This is a genomic window from Amycolatopsis sp. NBC_00345 (genome assembly GCF_036116635.1).
Lineage (GTDB): Bacteria > Actinomycetota > Actinomycetes > Mycobacteriales > Pseudonocardiaceae > Amycolatopsis.
This window is the reverse complement of sequence record NZ_CP107995.1, coordinates 3,658,483-3,676,290: the sequence shown is the minus strand read 5'-3', so window position 1 is coordinate 3,676,290 and position 17,808 is coordinate 3,658,483. Positions and strand designations below refer to the sequence as shown.

At 69.9% G+C, this 17,808-nt stretch carries 15 protein-coding genes; 8 read left to right on the top strand and 7 right to left on the bottom strand.

The window, feature by feature from the left end:
- Positions 1 to 64: 64 nt before the first annotated feature.
- From OG943_RS16125 to OG943_RS16115, 3 genes are read left to right on the top strand one after another with little or no spacing between them, the layout of a single operon-like run.
- Complete coding sequence (locus OG943_RS16125) at positions 65 to 658, top strand: UbiX family flavin prenyltransferase (protein ID WP_328610579.1); 594 nt, start codon at positions 65 to 67, stop codon at positions 656 to 658.
- The gene (locus tag OG943_RS16120) at positions 642 to 2,069 is read left to right on the top strand and encodes a non-oxidative hydroxyarylic acid decarboxylases subunit C (protein ID WP_328610578.1); all 1,428 of its coding nucleotides are present in this window, start codon (positions 642 to 644) and stop codon (positions 2,067 to 2,069) included. The genes OG943_RS16125 and OG943_RS16120 overlap by 17 nt, the downstream gene beginning before the upstream one ends.
- Complete coding sequence (locus OG943_RS16115) at positions 2,066 to 2,269, top strand: non-oxidative hydroxyarylic acid decarboxylases subunit D (protein WP_328610577.1); 204 nt, start codon at positions 2,066 to 2,068, stop codon at positions 2,267 to 2,269. Before OG943_RS16120 ends, OG943_RS16115 begins: the two co-directional genes overlap by 4 nt.
- On the opposite strand, the gene OG943_RS16110 is transcribed toward OG943_RS16115, so the two are convergent.
- The 4 genes from OG943_RS16110 to OG943_RS16095 all read right to left on the bottom strand — a co-directional run bounded on the left by OG943_RS16110 (position 2,244) and on the right by OG943_RS16095 (position 7,173).
- Positions 2,244 to 3,218 (bottom strand): MOSC domain-containing protein, encoded by a 975-nt coding sequence (locus tag OG943_RS16110; RefSeq protein WP_328610576.1) that lies wholly within the window; start codon positions 3,216 to 3,218, stop codon positions 2,244 to 2,246. The two genes, OG943_RS16115 and OG943_RS16110, sit on opposite strands and share 26 nt — an antisense overlap.
- Positions 3,215 to 4,342 (bottom strand): flavin-containing monooxygenase, encoded by a 1,128-nt coding sequence (locus OG943_RS16105; protein WP_328610575.1) that lies wholly within the window; start codon positions 4,340 to 4,342, stop codon positions 3,215 to 3,217. The genes OG943_RS16110 and OG943_RS16105 overlap by 4 nt, the downstream gene beginning before the upstream one ends.
- Positions 4,335 to 5,615: a D-arabinono-1,4-lactone oxidase gene (locus OG943_RS16100; protein ID WP_328612079.1), complete on the bottom strand. Its 1,281-nt coding sequence runs from the start codon at positions 5,613 to 5,615 to the stop codon at positions 4,335 to 4,337. The genes OG943_RS16105 and OG943_RS16100 overlap by 8 nt, the downstream gene beginning before the upstream one ends.
- Positions 5,616 to 5,694: 79 nt before the next feature.
- Positions 5,695 to 7,173, bottom strand: a complete 1,479-nt coding sequence (locus tag OG943_RS16095) for a long-chain-fatty-acid--CoA ligase (protein ID WP_328610574.1) — start codon at positions 7,171 to 7,173, stop codon at positions 5,695 to 5,697.
- A 175-nt stretch (positions 7,174 to 7,348) separates the two neighbouring features.
- Between OG943_RS16095 and OG943_RS16090 the strand changes: the two genes are divergently transcribed.
- Positions 7,349 to 8,296 (top strand): LysR substrate-binding domain-containing protein, encoded by a 948-nt coding sequence (locus tag OG943_RS16090; RefSeq protein ID WP_328610573.1) that lies wholly within the window; start codon positions 7,349 to 7,351, stop codon positions 8,294 to 8,296.
- Here OG943_RS16090 and OG943_RS48365 read toward each other — a convergent pair.
- Positions 8,293 to 8,652: a transposase gene (locus OG943_RS48365; RefSeq protein ID WP_442874729.1), complete on the bottom strand. Its 360-nt coding sequence runs from the start codon at positions 8,650 to 8,652 to the stop codon at positions 8,293 to 8,295. The two genes, OG943_RS16090 and OG943_RS48365, sit on opposite strands and share 4 nt — an antisense overlap.
- A gap of 244 nt (positions 8,653 to 8,896) precedes the next feature.
- Complete coding sequence (locus tag OG943_RS48360) at positions 8,897 to 9,100, bottom strand: transposase (RefSeq protein WP_442874790.1); 204 nt, start codon at positions 9,098 to 9,100, stop codon at positions 8,897 to 8,899.
- A 153-nt stretch (positions 9,101 to 9,253) separates the two neighbouring features.
- Here OG943_RS48360 and OG943_RS16080 point away from each other — a divergent pair, with 153 nt between their 5' ends.
- From OG943_RS16080 to OG943_RS16065, 4 genes are all read left to right on the top strand, one after another.
- On the top strand, positions 9,254 to 10,138 hold the full coding sequence (locus tag OG943_RS16080; protein ID WP_328610572.1) for a M24 family metallopeptidase: 885 nt from the start codon (positions 9,254 to 9,256) through the stop codon (positions 10,136 to 10,138).
- A 12-nt stretch (positions 10,139 to 10,150) separates the two neighbouring features.
- Positions 10,151 to 11,779, top strand: a complete 1,629-nt coding sequence (locus tag OG943_RS16075) for a CocE/NonD family hydrolase (RefSeq protein WP_328610571.1) — start codon at positions 10,151 to 10,153, stop codon at positions 11,777 to 11,779.
- Between the two features lie 40 nt (positions 11,780 to 11,819).
- On the top strand, positions 11,820 to 12,860 hold the full coding sequence (locus OG943_RS16070; RefSeq protein ID WP_328610570.1) for a glycosyltransferase: 1,041 nt from the start codon (positions 11,820 to 11,822) through the stop codon (positions 12,858 to 12,860).
- 62 nt (positions 12,861 to 12,922) lie between these two features.
- The gene (locus OG943_RS16065) at positions 12,923 to 14,857 is read left to right on the top strand and encodes an ATP-binding protein (protein WP_328610569.1); all 1,935 of its coding nucleotides are present in this window, start codon (positions 12,923 to 12,925) and stop codon (positions 14,855 to 14,857) included.
- An 8-nt stretch (positions 14,858 to 14,865) separates the two neighbouring features.
- On the opposite strand, the gene OG943_RS16060 is transcribed toward OG943_RS16065, so the two are convergent.
- A complete protein-coding gene (locus OG943_RS16060) occupies positions 14,866 to 16,485 on the bottom strand; it encodes a hypothetical protein (protein WP_328610568.1) in 1,620 nt (539 codons plus the stop codon).
- Between the last annotated feature and the right edge of the window lie 1,323 nt (positions 16,486 to 17,808).

The window sequence follows — 17,808 nt, the reverse complement described above, 5'->3', positions numbered from 1 at the left end:
CATCCGTATACGGACTGTCTGTGTACGGAATGTTGGTCCTCGCCGAGCAGCAGGGAGCGTCTTCATGCGATTGGTGATCGGGATGACCGGGGCCACCGGCGCGATCCTCGGCATCCGGGTGCTGGAAGTGTTGCGGGACCTGGAGGTCGAGACCCACCTGGTGCTGAGCCACTGGGCGCGGGCCACCATCGAACTGGAGACCGGCCGCTCGGTGCCCGAGGTCCGGGAGCTCGCCACCCGGGTCCATGCCGCCAACGACCAGGCCGCGCCGATCTCCAGCGGTTCGTTCCGGGCCGACGGGATGATCGTCGTGCCGGCCAGCATGAAAACCGTCGCGGCGATCCGGACCGGCTACGGTGAAGGGCTCATCGCCCGCGCGGCCGACGTCACCATCAAGGAGCGCCGCAAGCTGGTCCTGGTTCCCCGGGAGACGCCGCTGTCCGAGATCCACCTGGACAACCTGCTCGCGCTGGCCCGGATGGGCGTCCAGATCGTGCCGCCCATGCCCGCGTTCTACCACCGGCCCACCAGCATCGCGGACCTCGTCGACCAGACGGTCGCCCGGATCCTCGACCAGGTCGGGCTCGACGTGCCGGGGGCCCTCCGCTGGGAAGGCACCCGCGCCATCCGAAAGGAGATCCATGCCTCCGCCCTTTGACGACCTGCGCGGCTTTCTGGCCGCGCTGGACGCCGAGAAGCAGCTTCTGCACATCGACCGGCCCGTCAAACCGGAACCGGATCTCGGCGCGGCCGGACGGGCCGTCGCGAATCTCGACGGCAAGACCGCGCCCGCGCTGCTGTTCGACAACATCGACGGCTTCAGCGACGCACGCGTCGCGCTCAACGTGCACGGCTCGTGGGCCAACCACGCGCTGATGCTCGGGATGGACAAGAACAGTTCGATCAAGGAGCAGTTCTTCGAACTGGGCGAGCGCTGGCTGAAGTTCCCGGTGCCGGTCGACCGCCGCGAGGACGCGCCGTGGCAGGAGATCACGGTGGCCGACGACATCAACCTGTTCGAGCTGCTGCCGGTTTTCCGGCTCAATCCCGCCGATGGCGGGCCCTACCTCGACAAGGCCGCCGTCGTCACCCGGGATTCCGCGGATCCGGAGAACTTCGGCAAGCAGAACGTCGGAATCTACCGGCTGCAGGTCAAAGGGCCTGATCACCTCGGGATCCAGTCCGGGCCGCCGCACGACTTCGGCCGGCACATCGTCAACGCCGAGCAGCTGCGCCAGGGCCTGCCCATCGCCATCGCGATCGGCAACGACCCCATCCTGACCCTGGCCGCGAGCACCCCGCTGGAGTACGACCAGTCGGAGTACGAAATGGCGGGCGCGTGGCGGGGCGGGACGCCTTACCCGATCGTGCGGGCGCCCTACACCGGCCTGGACGTGCCGTGGGGCTCGGAGATCGTGATCGAGGGCGAGGTCCACTACGCCGAACGCGAGTACGAGGGGCCGTTCGGCGAGTTCACCGGCACTTACTCCGGCGGTCGCGAGCTGCCGGTCGTCACGGTCAAGCGCGTCCACATGCGACGGAACCCGATCTTCGAGCACCTCTACCTCGGCCGGCCGTGGACCGAGATCGACTACCTGCTCGCCCTGAACACCTCCGTGCCGATCCACCGCCAGCTCAAGGCCGACTTCCCGGAGGTCGAGGCAGTCAACGCGATGTACACGCACGGCCTGGTCACCATCATCTCCACCCGGGTGCGGCACGGCGGGTTCGGCCGGGTGGTCGCGTTGCGCGCGTTGACCACGCCGCACGGGATCGGCTACTCGAAGATCGTCATCGTGGTGGACGAGACGGTCGACCCGTTCAACCTGGAACAGGTGATGTGGGCGCTGTCGGTCAAGGTCAACCCGGAGTTCGACGCGATCACCGTGCCGAGGATGTACGAGATCCCGCTGGATCCGTCGGGGCATCCGCAGGGAGTCACCGGCAGGCTCATCCTCGACGCCACCACCCCGCGGCACCCGGACCGGCGCGGCGAATACAGCCAGCCCGTCAGCGCCTATCCGGAATCCGCCGGGTGGGAAAGCCTTTTCCGGGAGCTGACCCGATGATCTGCCCACGTTGCCGGTCCACCGAAGCCGGCACGGTCGCGCACTCGCCCGTCGCCGGCCACTGGACGATGAATTCCTGTTCCGTGTGCTGGTACGCGTGGCGCTCGACCGAACCGGCGACCGCGACCGATCCCGACGCCTACCCGGTCGAGTTCCGCCTCACCGCCGAGGACATCACGACGGCGCCTCGTCTGGTGTGAGTTCGCGGTCGGTGCCCGGTGTTCTACCGCCGGAGGTCAGCCGGACCTGGTCTCCGATGTGGATCGGGCCCGGCGCGGTGGGCACGGCGTACACGCCGGCGCACGGGTAGAGCCCGAGGCCGAGGATGTCGAGGCGGTTGTGTGCGGCGGCCGCTTTGAGCATCCGCGGGTTGCGCGGCAGTTCGTCGAGGGCGAGGTTGGTCATCACGCATCGGGGTGTCGGGACGGCGACGTCGAGTGCCGCACCGGTGCCGAAAGCGAGGTTCCCGCCCACCCAAGCGTTGTCGGCGAAGGTGGTGCCGGGGGTTTCCACGATCACGTTCATACGGAAGCGGCGGGTGTCCCATTCGCCGTCCGGCTCCAGTTCGGCGAAGCGCCGCAGGCTGGAGGTCGCCAGCACCGACAGCGGGAACAGGTCGACCAGCGCGCCCGGCGGGACCACCGAGGGACGGCCGAGCGCGCCGAACAGGGCGGCGCCCAGCGGCTGGTCGACGACCACGTCGCGATCCCCTTGCGGGTTCAGGTGTTCGAGGTCGGGGTGGTATTCGTCGATCAGGTACTTCTCGGGCGAAGCGCTGATCAGGCGTACCTCGCGGCCGAAGAACCGGGACAGCACGTCGTCGGCGCCGGGGGCGTCGGTGCGCACGACGGTGCCGTCGGCGAGTTCGATGCGGGCCGGGGGCGGTGGCTCGCCGGGGCGGGGTGGCGCGACGAACGTGGCCCGGCAGCCGAACATGTCCGGCCACAGCCGGGGGTGCTTGGCGCTGGCGACCTTGCCGGTGGCCGGGTCGAAGATCGCGTAGGCGCGGTCGCCCGCGATGCCGGTGCCGGTCAGCTCGACGGTGTCGAGCCGTTCGCCCAGCATCGATTTGACCGGGAACCGCCACAGCTCGGCGACCGAGCCGACTGGCTGCTCGGTGTTCATCAGCACCTCCGTGGTCGCGGTCATCCGGCCTCGCGCCGGACCGCCCGCGCGATGCGGCGGGCGTCGAGCGCGAGTTCGTGGAACATGCCGCTGATGGGGTTGGTGTAGCCGGTGAAGTACAGGCCCGGGGCGTTCGGGTGGGTCCGCGCCCCGTGGACGGCCGGCCGGCCCCGCTCGTCGAGCAGGACGAACCGGCCGACCAGCTCGTCGAGGCCCTGCCGGAAGCCGGTCGCCGCGATCACGGTGTCCGGCGCGATCGCGGTGCCGTCGGCGAGTATGACCTTGTCTCCGTCGAAACCGCTGACCGCCGCGACGACCTCGACCTGGCCCGCCCGCAGGGCGTCGATGAGCCCGACGTCGATGATCGGGACCGCGCCGTCGGCCAGCAGCCGGGTGTAGGCCCCGGCTCCCGGCCGCGCCAGGCCGTGCGCCGACAGGTCGGGCGTGGTCAGCCGGCTCGACAGCGCGATGACGTGGTCGACGAGCCGGACCGGGAGCCTGCGCAGCACGATGCCGATGGTGCTGTTGTCGAGCAGCGGACCGGCTTGGCGCCGGACGAAGGTCGGCACTGTCCGCACGGCGAGCCGGACTGACGCCGCGCCGCCTTCGACGAGGTCGACGGCGATCTCGGCGCCGGTGTTCCCGCTCCCGACGACGAGCACGTCACGCCCCGCGTACGGCTGGGGAGCGCGATAGCCGGCGGAGTGCAGCAACTCGCCGTCGAAGGTCTCGCGCCCAGGCCACGCGGGGATGTCGGGGGTGTGGTTGTAGCCGGTCGCGACCACGACGAACCGGGCCCGGACGTCGCCCTGAGGGCTGCGGGCGATCCAGCCGCCGCCGTCCCGCTCCAGCCCGCTGACCGTGACCCCGAGCCGGACGTCGAGGCGGTGGTACGCGGCGTAGTCGCCGAGGTAGCGCACCACATCCGCGCGGGCGACCCAGCGGCCGTACGCGCGCGGGATCTTCAGGCCCGGCAGGTGGGAGTTCCAGCGGATCGTGTGCAGGTGCAGCCGTTCGTAGTGCCGGCGCCAGGCGGAGCCCACCGCGTCGGCCTTGTCGGCGACAGTGGCCCGCAGGCCTCGCCGGCCGAGCTCCGCCGCGGCCGCCAGGCCACCCGGGCCGGCACCGATCACGAGCACGTCAAGCATCGTCGGCCTCCAGGGCGCTCGACCGCCCTTGCTCGTCCATAATGGACTGAACGGCGGTGTGGTCTACCGGTCCGAGCGTACGGAGGACGTAGTCGTTGGTGAACAGGCCGTGGGGGTCGAGCCGGGCTCGTACGGCCTGGAACCGGTCCCACCCCGGGTAGCGCCCGCGGAGCGTCGCGGCGGTCTGGTAGTGCCGTTTGCCCCAGTGCGGGCGGCCGTCGTAGTCGTCCATGATCGTTTCCACACCGCGGAAGAACGATTCGAACTCCATGCCGGTGTACTGGTGGACGGCGAGATAGCAGGTGTCGCGGCCGTAGGCGGGGGAGAGGAAAGCGTCGTCGGCGGCGGCGAACCGCGTCTCGAACGGGAACAGGATCGGCAGCTTCCGCCGCTCCACCAGGTCGAGCACCCGCTCGAGCGCCTCCCGCGCGTGGACGCGGGGGATCGCGTACTCCAGTTCGTTGAACCGGACCGTCCGCTTCGTGGCGTAGACGCGGTAAGCGTGGTCCTGCAGGCGGCCTTCCCCCATGGACGAGGCCAGGAGCCGGTTCAGCCGCGGTACCAGTGAATTCCGGGCACGCCCGACGCGGGAGATCGTCTCCAGCAGCCTGTTCTCGATCAGGTCTTCGCTGAGCCGGCGTTTCCAGGACGCCTGTGGCCGGGCCGGCTCCTGGCCGCGCCTGGTGGTCTTGGTCGCCGCGGTCCGGGTGTAGGGCCAGAGGAAGAACTCGAAGTGGTCGTTGGCGCCGGCGAGTTCGTCCAGCCGCGCAAGGGTTTCCCCGAGCGGCAGCGGCCGGTCGTGGCGGTGCAGGGTGTACTGCGGCACGGTCCTGAGCGTCACCGCGGTCACCACGCCGAGCGCGCCGACGGACACCCGGGCCGCGCGCAGCCCGTCCGGGTCGGTGTCCGCGGTCAGCTCGACGACCTCGCCGGATGCGGTCACCACCCGCATCCCGGCCACCCGCGAGGACAGGTTGCCGAACCGCGCGCCGGTGCCGTGGGTCGCGGTCGCCAGCGCGCCCGCCAGCGCCTGTGCGTCGATGTCGCCCTGGTTCTCCAGCGCGAGCCCGAGCCGGGCGAGGTGCTTGCCCAGCTCATGCAGCTTGATTCCCGCCTCGACCGTCACCAGGCCGCTGCCGGGATCGGCGGCGAGCACGCGCCGCAGCCCCGAGGTGTCCACGAGCACGCCGTCGGTGCAGACCGCGTCGGTGAACGAATGCCCGGAACCGGCCGCGCGCACCTTCAGCCCGCGTGCGGCGGCGTCCGTGACGATCCGGGCACCTCCTCTTCACTCGCGGGGCGCGCTGTCCGTGCCGGCGCGCAGTGCTGGTCGCCCGCCCAGTTCGTCCAGGTCATGACGGCACCGTCGCCGGCTTCTCGATGGCGCGTTTGAGGATCTTGCCGGTCGCGCCCTTGGGCAACCGGTCGACGAACCAGATCACCCTGGGGTATTTGTAGGCGGCGACCTGGTCCTTGACGAACTCGCGCAGCTCATCGGCGGTCACCCGCGTGCCCGCTTTGAGCGCCACGGCCGCGCCGACCTCCTCGCCGAGTTCAGCGTGCTCGACGCCCACGACGGCCGCCTCCTGCACGGCCGGGCGTTCGTAGAGCACCTCCTCGATCTCGCGGGGATAGACGTTGTACCCGCCTCGGATGATCAGGTCCTTCTTGCGGTCGACGATGAAGAAGTAGCCGTCCTCGTCGATCCGGCCGATGTCACCGGAGTGGAACCAGCCGTCCCGGATGGACGCCGCGGTCTCGGCGGGCTTGTTCCAGTAGCCCTTCATCACGTTGTGGCCGCTGATGACGATCTCGCCCGGTTCGCCGGGCGGGACGTCGGCCCCGGCGTCGTCGACGATCCGCATCCGCACCCCGGCGATCGGCGTTCCGATGGACCCGGCCTTGCGCCGGTCGGAGAAGTTGAACGACGCGATCGGTGACGTCTCCGACAAGCCGTAGCCTTCGAGAATCGGACAGCCGAATGTCTGCTCGAACCGGCGCAGGACCTCCCCGGGCAGCGCTGATCCACCCGACACGCAGACGTCCAGGCTCGAGACGTCGTAGCGTTCCCGGTCCGGGACGGCCAGCAGCGCGGAGTACATCGTCGGCACGCCTTGGAAACAGGTCACGCGGTCGCGGGCCACCACGCCCAGTACCGCGGCCGGGGCGAACCGGGGGACCAGGGTGAGCTTGGCACCCGCGGTGATGGTGGCGTTGAGCCCGCAGGTCAGGCCGAACACGTGGAACAGCGGCAGCGCGCCGAGCACCACCGAGTCCTGGTCCAGTGACATCAGCTCGATCGCGGCGTCGGTGTTGGGGCGCAGGTTGTCGTGGGTCAGCTCGGCGCCTTTGGGGCGTCCGGTCGTGCCCGAGGTGTAGAGGATGACCGCGGTGCCCGTGCCGTCGCGCTCGACGACGCCGTCGACGGGGCCGAACCCCGCCAGCAGCGTCTCCCACGCGTCGGGCCCGACCTCGACACAGTCCGTTCCCGGCGCGCCGGTGTCGGCCTCGTGCCAGGCGAACAGCAGCGCAGCCTGGGAGTCTGCGAGGTAGTAGGCCACTTCGCGGGGCTTCAGCAGGATGTTCATCGGCACCGCGATCGCACCGGCCCGCAGCACGCCGAAGTAGGCGGCGGCGAAGAACGGCACGTTGGGCAGCATGATGCCGACCCGGTCGCCGGGGCGGACTCCCCGCGCCCGCAGCAGCGCGGCCACGCGGGCACTCGCCTCGTCGAGGGCCCGGTAGCTCAGTTCGTGGTCGTCGAGCGTGACCGCGATCCGCTCGGGATGCCGGGCCGCGCCGCGGGTGAGGGCCTGGGCGATGGTGGTCATGACGAACCTTCCGAGGTCGCGGGGGCCCGGGCGGGCCACGGGCGTGGCACCGGCCGCCGGGTCCGGCACGACGGTTTCTCCAGGTCCGGAGCCGCGGCGGGCCGGCCACCACGGTGACACGCCGACCGCCTCGAACTGAAACAGTGCTTTCCGGCTTGAGTTACAGTCCCCGGCTGTGGATCTGTCCTCGCGCAAGCTCCGGTACTTCATCGCCGTGGCCGAAGAGCTCCATTTCGGGCGCGCGGCGAACCGGCTGTACATCGCGCAGCAGTCGCTGAGCGCGCAGATCCGGCAGCTCGAGGACGAGATCGGGGTCGAGCTGCTCCGCCGCACCACCCGCAAGGTCGAGCTCACCACGGCCGGCGAGGCCTTCCTCGCCGCCGCGAAGACCGCGCTGACGATCCTCGACCAGGCCGTCGAAGACGCCCGGCAGGCGGCGCGGGGCGAGATCGGCACCATCAAGATCGGCTTCGTGGTCGCCGCCGCGCTCGAACTCACCGCGCCGCTGCTGGCCGAGTTCCGCGAGCGGTTCCCCGCCGTCAAGTTCGAGCTGCGCGAATTCGACTTCAGTGACACCTCGGCCGGGCTGATGGACGGCTGGGCCGACATCGCCATCATCCGGCCGCCGGTTTCGGCCCCGCGCGTCGAATACGAGACCCTCTTCGTCGAACCCCGCGTCATCGCGCTCTCGGCGAGACATCCCCTGGCCGCCCACGACGAGGTCAGCCTCAGCGACGTCCTCGCGCTCGACCAGCCCTTCGCGGTCGGCATCACCGCGGACACCGCCTGGCAGGACTACTGGACGCTCGTCGAACACCGGGCGGGCCAGGCTCGGCCGCGCCTGATCGAGACCCACTCGCAGACCGAGGAGAACGAGATCGTGGCCGCCGGCGCCGCGTGCGCGATCACGGTCGGCTCGATCCGGCGGTACACGCCCCACTCGGGCGTCCGTTATGTCGCCATCCCGGAGCTCCGCGGCTCCCCGCTGGCGATCGCCTGGCACGCCGACCGCCGCAACGCCGTGATCGACAGCCTGATCGCCGCCGCACGCGCGGTTCGCGACACCGAAACCGAGTTGATCGCGAAGATCGAGCACCCGTTCGAGGCGTGGCCGAGCAGCTAGGGCGTGTCTGACAATGCCTTTGTCCAGGTGATCACTGTGTGGAGGACGACCGCGGACCGGTAGACGATGGCTAGCTTGTCGTAGCGGGTGGCCAGGCCACGCCATTGTTTGAGCTCGTTGAACCGGCGCTCGACAACGTTGCGGCCGCGGTAGTCCACCGAGTCGAACGCCGGTGGACGACCACCGCTTGAGCCCCGGCGTTTGCGGTGCCCGGCCTGATCGGCAGGTTCGGGGATCACCGCGACGATGCCACGAGCGCGCAGATGTCCACGGATCGCGCGGGAGGAATAGGCCTTGTCGCCCCGGACACGGTCGGGACGAGTACGTGCCCGACCGTGCCCAGCCCGGTGGTGCACTTTCGTGCTCCAGCCGCCGCGGGAGCGGCCGATCGCATGATCAGGCGGCTCGGTGAGCAGATCCGTGTAGTTCGACCCAGCCCCCTGTGGGACGGCTGACGTTGGTGGCGTGCTGATGCGCCCGCGCGATCGTCGAGTCGACCGATACTGCCCAGTCGATCTGCCCGGCCGCGTCCGCGGTACTCAGCAGGCGCTGCAACACGGTGTCCCACGTACCGTCGCCGGCCATCCGGCGGTGCCAGGTCTAGATCGTCTGCCACGGACCGAACACCTCGGGCACGTCCCGCCACGCGATCCCGCACCGATACCGGTAGATGATCCCCTCGACCATCGCCCGCGCATCGGAGAACGGCCTGCCTTGTTTACCGGTACGGACCGGCAGCAAACCCTCGATCAACGCCCACTCATCGTCTGAAAGCAACCGAAACCGTGACACAACCGGCAGCATCCCAGCCACCAACCGAAACCTTTATCAGACACGCCCTAACCGTCATTGACAGCTTTTGGCTGTGCATCCGGGGCCGATTCGGTGTTTCCGGTGGCGCACCTCGCGCGCTTACGGTGCTGGGGGACAGCGGACCCCCGCCCGGCGAGGACGACCATGACCGATATCCAGCAGAACACCGAGGGCGGCCGAGTCGCGCACTGGCTCTCCGGCCGGCGCACGGCGTCGTCCACCACCCCGACACCGTCCGAAGTGGACGGATTCAGGACCGCGCAGGGGCTCTCGTTCCGCTGTGCCCAGGCGGCGGCCTCCGAGCTGCGGCCCGGCTGGACCGAGGGCCGTACCCAGCGCTGGATGACGGACTGGTTGCGCGACCACGGTATCCGCGCGCACTTGCACAAGCCCATCGCCGCGTTCGGCCCGCGCACCCTGGCGCCGGACTCGCAGTGGGAACCCGCCCGCGACGAGGGCCGCACCCTGCGTGAGAACGACGTCGCGATCCTCGACTGCGCTCCCGTGCTGGACGGTTACACCGGAGATATCGCCTACACCGTCGGCGTGGGCGAGAACCCCGAACTCGAACGCGCGCAGGACTTCCTGTCCGAACTCCGCACCCGGCTGCCGGAGCGGTTCGCCGACCCCGAGCAGGCACGCGATGTCTTCGCCTGGGTGGACGGCGAGATCCGGGCCGCCGGTTTCGAAAACGCGGTCAACGGCTACGTCGGTCACGTCATGGGCCACCGCGTCTACCGGCACGGCAGGTTCTTCACCCGGTTCCCCTACTTCCCGCCCGCCAGGATCTTCGGCTACATGGCCAGCTGGCACGGACCGGGTTTCCTGCTGAACGTCCTGCGCCGCCTGGTCTTCCCGGAGGAACTCGGCCCGCTGCACCACGGCCCGAAGACCGGGGTGTGGGCGGTCGAGCCGCACCTGCGGGTCGGCGAATTCGGCTGCAAGTTCGAGGAACTGCTCATCGTCGACGAGGGCCGGGCGTACTGGCTGGACGACACCAGCCAGCAGCGCATCACCATCCAGCCCTGAACCGGAGGAACCATGTCGTTGCAGAGCCGGATCTTCGAACGGGCACTGAAACTGCCGCCGCCGGTCACCCGGAAGCTCAAGGTCACCAAGGATCTCCGGATTCCCGCCTATGACGGCGTGGAGCTGGTCGCGGACCTGTACGAACCACGTGGGGTGCCGAACGCGCCGACGTTGCTGGTGCGCACACCGTACGGGCGAAACGGATTGCTCAGCCGCCTGATCCACCAGAGTTTCGCGGAGCGCGGTTTCATCGTCCTGATGGCGACCGTCCGGGGAACCGACGGCGCGGGAGGAGAGTTCTCTCCGTTCGCCGACGACAAGCGCGACGGGCTGGCCACGCTCGACTGGCTGGAGAAACAGCCGTGGCACAACGGGAAAGTGGTGACCTTCGGCGCCAGCTACCTGGGGTACGTGCAGCTGGCCATCGCGCCGGACGCCGGTGACCGGATCACCGCCCTGTACCCGATGATCATCGGCTCGAACTCCGCCGATGTCCTCTACAGCGGCGGGTCGTTCCTGCTGGGCGCGGCCCTCGGCTGGACCGCGCGGACCGTCACCCTCGAACGCAAGAGCCCGCTGCGCGCCGACCTCGGCGAGATCCTCGGCGACAAACGGGCGCAGAAAGCGATGAGCCACCTCCCGTTGTCCGAAGCCGCCGAACGGGGGACGGGCAAGGACGTCGGCTTCTTCGGGGACTGGCTGGTCAACAACGACCCGGAGAAGCCCTACTGGCGGACCGAGCGCGGCCACCGGCACCGGATCGGGGAGATCACCGCCCCGACCACGTTTTTCGGTGGCTGGCTGGACATCCTGGTCCCCGGCATGCTGGCCGACTACGCCGCGATGCGCGCCGCCGGCCGTAATCCCCGGCTGACCGTCGGCCCTTGGGCGCACGTCGAGTTCAAGCAGGCGGGCACCGCGATCCCGGAAGCGATCGCCTGGTTCAAGGCGCACGTCACGGGGGACACCAGCGCGTTGCGTGAGCTGCCGGTGCGCCTCCACGTCGGCGGCGCGGACGAGTGGCGTGACTATCCCGAGTACCCGCCACCGGGCACCACCGGCCAGTCGTGGTACCTCCGGCCGGACGGCGGCCTGGCGGGTGAACCGGCCCGCGAGGGGGCAGGCCGGTTCACCTACGACCCGGCGGACCCGACACCCACCACCGGCGGGCCGACCCTGGACCCGAAATCCGCCGGCCGCAAGGACAACACGAAGCTGGAGGCCCGGCCGGACGTGCTCGTCCACACCGGCGAGGTGCTGACCCGGCCACTCGAGGCGATCGGCCCGGTGTCCGCCCGGATCAGCCTGCGCACGAGCACGGAACACGCCGACGTGTTCGTCCGGCTCTGCGACGTCGACCCGGAGGGCCGCTCGATCAACGTGTGCGACGGGCTGCGGCGCCTCACCCCGCAGGACCACCCGGCCGGCGAAGACGGTGTCCGCTCGGCCGAGGTGACGATGTGGCCGACGGCGTGGCGGTTCAAGCCGGGACACCGGCTGCGGGTCCAGGTCTCCGGCGGCTCGTTCCCGCAGTACGCCCGCAACACCGGCACAGGTGAACCCCTCGCCACGGCGTCCCGGCTCACCAGGATCGACTACGAGATCCTGCCCGGCTCGACCATCACCCTGCCGATGCAGTGACGACCGCGCCCGGACGGCTCGGCCCGGTATCCTTTCGTCGGTGGGGATCCTGCTGGTGCCGTATCCGGCTCGGGGCCATGTGAGCCCGTTCCTGGCGGTCGCCGCGGAGTTGGTGCGGCGGGGAGCGTCGGTGCGGGTGGTCGTGGCCGCCGAATACGCCGGCGCGGTACGTGCGGCGGGTGCGGTCCCGGTTGTCACGGGTCCCGCGGGCGGGGCACGGGTGGCGCCGGGCTGGCGACCCGCGGACCTCGCTGACCGGTACCGGTCAGCGACCGAGCGGCGCCGCATCGCCGAAGAGTTCCGGCTGGTGTGGCAGCAAGAGTTGAGGGCGGGCCCGCCCTCGCTGGTGGTGCTCGACCCGCATGCGCGGTGGTTGCGCTCGCTCTGCTCCGGGGCGCCCGCCGCGTGGCTGTGGACCACGTCGCCGCGGTTCCTCGGCGCGGAACCGGCATTGGTCAACGGATTGGCCGAGCTGACGCCCGGGAACCGCCGGAACGCCGGTCCGGTCCGGTTCCTCGGTCCGTTGCTGGGCGGGCTTCGGGAAGCGGTCCCGCCTATCGTCCATGAACGGCCGGCGCGACGGCTGGCCGTGGTGTCCTACGGAACGGTCTTCGCGCGCCGGGCCGCCGAGCTCACCGCGGTCATCCGGTCGTTCCGCGGCACCGACTGGCTGGTGGTGCTGGCCACGGGCGCGGTGCCGGTCGGGGCCCTCGGGCGCTTGCCCGGCAACGTGTTTGCCTCGCGGTCGATTCCCCAGGCGGACCTCGTCCGCCGCGCCGACGTCCTCGTCACCCACGGCGGGATGAACTCGGTCCTGGAAGCCGCGTCGGCGGGGGTGCCCATGCTGCTCGCGCCCCGCAGCCGTGAACAGAGCCGGACGGCCGCCAGACTGATCGCGCTGGGGGTCGCGGCGCCGGCCGGAGGCGCGCATGAGGTGCGCGAGCGGGTGGAGCGGCTGGTGGGCACCGCCCGGGTGGCTGCCGATGTCCGCCGGTTGCGGGAGCTGGTGTCGTCCGCGCCCGGTGCCGCGGCTGCGGCGGAGCAGTTGCTGGACCTGTGGGCTGTACGCCGCATGTGCTGAATCCGCTACGGAACGTCGACATTCTCGATAAAGTCGGCCGCACGCTCGAAGGAGGGACACGCGTGACCGAACAGCCAGCTGCGCCGTGGACACTGCCCCGGGATCCGTTGTGCGTGGACCGGGCCGCCCCGATCGCGCTCGCGACGGCGGGGCAGGCAACCGCGCGCGCCGACGGGCGGCCCACACTGCTGCACGTGACAGGCCCTCCGGCGATCGGCAAGACTACCCTGGCGGTCCACCTGGCGTACTTGCTGCTGAGGGACTACCCGGACGGTGGGCTGTTCCTCGACGCGCACGGGTCGGCGGCCCGGATGGTCGTGCCACCGGAGGATCTCGCCCGGCAGGTGCTGGTCCAGTTCGGCACACCGGCGGCGGAGATCCCCGCGGCGCCGGAAGACCTGCTCGCGGTCGCCCGCCGCCTGCTCGCCCGCAAGCGGATGGTGCTGGTGATCGACGACGTGAGCCTGTCCGGGCAGGTCGAGGAGCTGCTCGGCGACGTCTCCAACGCCCTGGTGATCGTCACCAGCCGGAGCCGGCACGACGAGCTCGCGGCCGCCGGGTTCACCCGGATCGTGCTCACCGGTTTCGACGTCGCCGCGGTGGGTGAGCTGATCACGGCGATGGGCGGCGCGGGCGCGGTGCCGGACGAGGTCATCAGGATGCTGTGCGCGAAGTGCACAGGCCTGCCCTTGGCGCTGAAAGTCGGCGCCGGGCGCATCATCAGCGGCGAGGAGGACCCGCACGAACTGGTCGCGACGCTGGGCCTGGCCGACCTCGAACAGGATGAGGAGGTGTCGGTCGAGCGGGTCTTCGACGCCATCTACCGCGACCTTCCCGACGATGAGCAGACCGACTACCGGGCGTGGGGCGCGATGCCGGTGGCCGACTTCGGCCTGGCGATTTCGGCGGAGGTGCTCGGCTGTACCCAGCGGGAAGCGCGGCGCCGGCTGGCGAAGCTGGTCCGGCGGTTCTTGATCGAGGACTGCGGCGCCGGGCGTTACCGCTTCCATTACCTTCTCCGCGAGCACGCGGCGAAATGCGCCGCGGAGAAGTCGCCCGAGCAGGCCCAGGAGGTGGCCGAGCGCGCGACCACTTGGCTGGCCCGGCGTGCGATCGCATTGGACCGCGCCTACGCCCCGCGACCGGTACCGCAGGGGTCCGAAGCGCTCTACGCGTCGATCGAGTCGGCATACGACGATGCCGATAAGGCGTCCCAGGAGTACACGGTCGAATGGCTGAACCTGCTCACCGCAGCACACAGCTGCACGGAATTCGGCTGGTTCGATCTCGCCGTGGCGGTTCCCGCTGCGCTCTACTCGTTTGCTTACCAGACCCGCCGGACCGCCGCGCTGATCGACCTTTACGTCCGTGCGCTGGACTTCGCTCGGACGGCACCGGTGCAGTGGCAGCTCAACCGGGACCTGGCCGGCCTGCACGAGCAGCTCGGCGAGGGCGAAGCCGCGGTGCGGTTCGCGGCCGCCGCCCTCGGCACCGGGTACGCGCCGGGAACTTCGAGCGCGCACGAGTGGATGGGGCTTGGTTACGAAGGCCTCGGCCGCCTCACGGAAGCACGGGATTCGCTGACTCTGGCATTGTCCACAGTGGACCTCATGGATGACCCCGTCCAGGAACAACGGGCCGCCGCGCTGCTGCGGATGCACCTGGCCCGGGTGGCGTGGAAACTGGAGTCCTTCGACGACGCCGAACTCGCGCTGAGCCAAGCGAAGGAGTACTTCGCCCAGCAGGATCGGGATGCACCGAACCTCGCCCGTTGCGAAGAGCTGCTCGGCGACCTGGAGCTGAAAGCCGGTGATGAGCCCGCAGCGGAGGCACGATGGCTGACAGCCGGCACCATCTACGAACGGCGGGCGATGCCGAAGAACGCGGCCGACGTGCTCGACAAGCTCGGCGACCTGGCTGGCTCGCAGCAGCGGCCGGGGGAAGCCCGTGCCTATCGCGATCGTGCGAAGGAGCTGCGCGGCCAGGCCGAGGGGTAACCCGGCTCCTATCGGGGGCCGGCCGTCACCGCGACCTGGTGCTCGTTGCCGGACAGCACGAGCAGGACGCCGGGGGCGAGTTCGAGTGGATCGAGTCCGGCTGCTCGCCACGCGTGCGGGATGGAGGCGAGCACCTCCGGCGGGACCGCCGGTGCCGTGAGCGTGAGCGTGGGCCCGGACCTGAGCTGGGCGATCACCGTCTCCCCGGCGGGGACTGCGCTGACCGAACATCGGGGATGCCGGGCGAAGACGTTCTGGTGCCAGCCTTCGCGGTCGGTGCCCGGATCCTCCGGCCGGCAGGTGAGCACCGCCGAGCCGGTGCGAAGCGACCTGATCGGGTAGTCGACGGAGCTGCTGAGGTGGAGGTCGGTGTCGTCGTCCCGGCCCGACCGCTGAACCTCGGCCGGCCGGCGGGACAACCGCACGAGCCGTCGTTCGACGTCGACCTCGTGGTGCACGAAGTGAGCACCGGCCCCGTCGTAGCGGGTGGCGATGTCGATGGAAGAGACCGGCGCGATCGCGACTTCGTGCTTCGGCTCCGTCAGGTCCATCAGTTCGTAGAAACATGTGCGCAGCAAGGAAAGCGACTCTCCCGGGGCGGAGGTCGCGAGTTCCGTCACTGGTGCGAACAGCTCTGACGCCGAGGTAGCGCTAGCGGTCGCGATGGCCGGCATGTAGGGGCCGTGGAGTGGTAACCGAGGTGCGATGGCGCCGAGCGCGGCGATCGCTGTGTTCGGCGGCACCTTGTCGAACGCGCCGATCAGAGTCGGTCGTCCGATGGCCGCGCCATACCCGCTCACCGAGCCGACGTCGCCGATGACCACGTCCGCGGCGACGAGACCGGCCCGCCAGCCGTCCACTTCGTCGAGAATCAGCATGCCGGAGCGGAGGCAGTCGGCGTACCACTGCCGGACGGAGGCTGCTCCCTGGCCGTGCGTGATGTTCGGGTGCAGTACCAGGGCCACGACGTGGGAGTCCGGGGACAGCTCGGAGAGCAGCTCCCGGGGGAGGTTGGGCCTCGCGCCCAGCAGCGAACGCCGGGACCAGGTCGAGGTCAGCAGGACCAGTGCGCGGTCACCGATGCCGAGCGCGGCCCGGTACCGCTGCCGCAACGGCAGGCTGGCCTGAATCCGGTCCAGGCACGGATCTCCGGCCACCACACCCGTCGGTGCGGCGGCGGGGACGGTTTCTTCGAGGAGGCGGAGCTGATCGGTATGCGACAGCACGAACGCGTCCGCTATCGGTACGCCACCGCTGAGCAGCCATTCCGGCGAGAGGCCGAATGGTCCCTGGTCCCTGGTCCCTGGTCCCTGGTCCCTGGTCCCTGGTCCCTGGTCCCTGGTCCCTGGTCCCTGGTCCCTGGTCGGAGGGTATTTAGTATATCCAATTCCGTGGGACAAGATCACTCGGCGCGCCGGGATGTCGGCCAGGTCGCCGTGGTTGCTGGCGCTGATGGCCAGGTCGAACGGGGTGTTTTTCGCCTGTTCCCAGGGGATGGTGATGAGGCCGGTGCCGATGAGCGCTTTCGCGAGGCCATCCTGGAAGGGGTCGGCGTCGATCGCGGTGACCACGAGCTGGATGCGGGGGTCGTTCTCGAACGCGGGGAGCACGTCCAGCAATCGGTTCACCGTGGTCACGTTGTGGGCTACGAGCAGGACCGACCGTTGCGGAGCCATGGTGGTCCAGCGGGATGCATGGAGCCCGATGGGTACTGAGACGTGTGGTCCGCCGGTCACTGTGTGCATCCATCGTGAGTGGTTTCCGCTGGCTGGCAGCCGATCGTAACCGATCATGCCGCGGCGGGAGCCCGGTCGTCCCGAACCGGTGCCGCCGGACGGCGCGGGTGTGATCGGGCCCGTGACTTCCAGGCTGCGGACAACGAGTGGCGGTCGAACCTCGTCGCGCACGAGCTGGTCGGCGTGATCCGGCAGCTTGGCCAGGTCGCCCTTGATGACAGCCTGAGCTCCGGCGGGCTGATCGCGAGATGCTCATGGTGTTCGCATATGCAATCAGCGTAGGCGCGCTGTGTCTCGGAATGAGGTGTCTACCAGGCTTGGGCGATGTCCGAGGTCGGTCGTCATGACCGAGTGGCTCCTGGGACAGCGCATGGAACGGAAAGCGAAGGTGTGTTTCGAGAAGGTTCAATTTCCGTGCTCGGCCTGTTGATCGCTATCCGCCATCCGGCGACTCGCGGCGCCGGGGCGGAAGCGGTCCGGCCAGCGCAGCGGTTGCTGGTGGCGTCGAGCATCGTCACCCGCGCTGAACGTTGCTGAGCCACTCATCGCGGGTGACGTCGGGCGAGCGTTGTTTGACGCCGTAGGCCCGCTGCTGTTGATCGGCTGGGCGGACGTCGGTCCAGCGCTATCGCGCGAGCTGGCTTTGGCCAGCTCGATTGAGTTGTCGAGTCCGCGGTCTGAGGCGGAGGTGGAACAGGTTGTCGAACTTCCGTCGGAAGCCGCAGTCGGTACGCACCACCTGTGATCCACGGGCGGTCCGGTCGCCCGAAGCGTAGTGGGCGGCGGGAGCGTGCGGCCAGCAGGTCGCCGCGGCCGAGGCCGGTGCCGAAGGCCGAGCGTCGCTGGCCGTCGCGGTCGGTGAGCAACTGGTGCTGATCGAAACCACGCTCCAGTGCGCCATGTGTCAGCCGGGCTGTCGACGAGCTGGACTGGGCCGTCTGCGCCGCGCATTTGTGCGGAACCCGTGGTGGCTGTGGCCGCCTGCCAGAGCAGCAGATGACCATTTCAGTTTGGTCACATCAGCCGCGGTCGTGGTGACGTTTCTCGTGCCGGGATCGACAGCACTGGCGTGATTGAAATGGCGATGACGACGTGGCACACCTTTACCCGGCGCGGTGGTGGCCTCGGCGCCTTCGCGTGGTCTGCGCTCCAGGCACGGCCGCCGTGTAAGCAACCCGTGAGATGGGGCTGCCTTCTCGACGGTGGCTCTGCTTC

Coding starts and splice junctions, on each gene's coding strand:
- OG943_RS16125 (WP_328610579.1), top strand. CDS start 65: ATGCGATTGGTGATCGGGATGACCGGGGCCACCGGCGCGATCCTCGGC.
- OG943_RS16120 (WP_328610578.1), top strand. CDS start 642: ATGCCTCCGCCCTTTGACGACCTGCGCGGCTTTCTGGCCGCGCTGGAC.
- OG943_RS16115 (WP_328610577.1), top strand. CDS start 2,066: ATGATCTGCCCACGTTGCCGGTCCACCGAAGCCGGCACGGTCGCGCAC.
- OG943_RS16110 (WP_328610576.1), bottom strand. CDS start 3,218: ATGACCGCGACCACGGAGGTGCTGATGAACACCGAGCAGCCAGTCGGC.
- OG943_RS16105 (WP_328610575.1), bottom strand. CDS start 4,342: ATGCTTGACGTGCTCGTGATCGGTGCCGGCCCGGGTGGCCTGGCGGCC.
- OG943_RS16095 (WP_328610574.1), bottom strand. CDS start 7,173: ATGACCACCATCGCCCAGGCCCTCACCCGCGGCGCGGCCCGGCATCCC.
- OG943_RS48360 (WP_442874790.1), bottom strand. CDS start 9,100: ATGCTGCCGGTTGTGTCACGGTTTCGGTTGCTTTCAGACGATGAGTGG.
- OG943_RS16080 (WP_328610572.1), top strand. CDS start 9,254: ATGACCGATATCCAGCAGAACACCGAGGGCGGCCGAGTCGCGCACTGG.
- OG943_RS16075 (WP_328610571.1), top strand. CDS start 10,151: ATGTCGTTGCAGAGCCGGATCTTCGAACGGGCACTGAAACTGCCGCCG.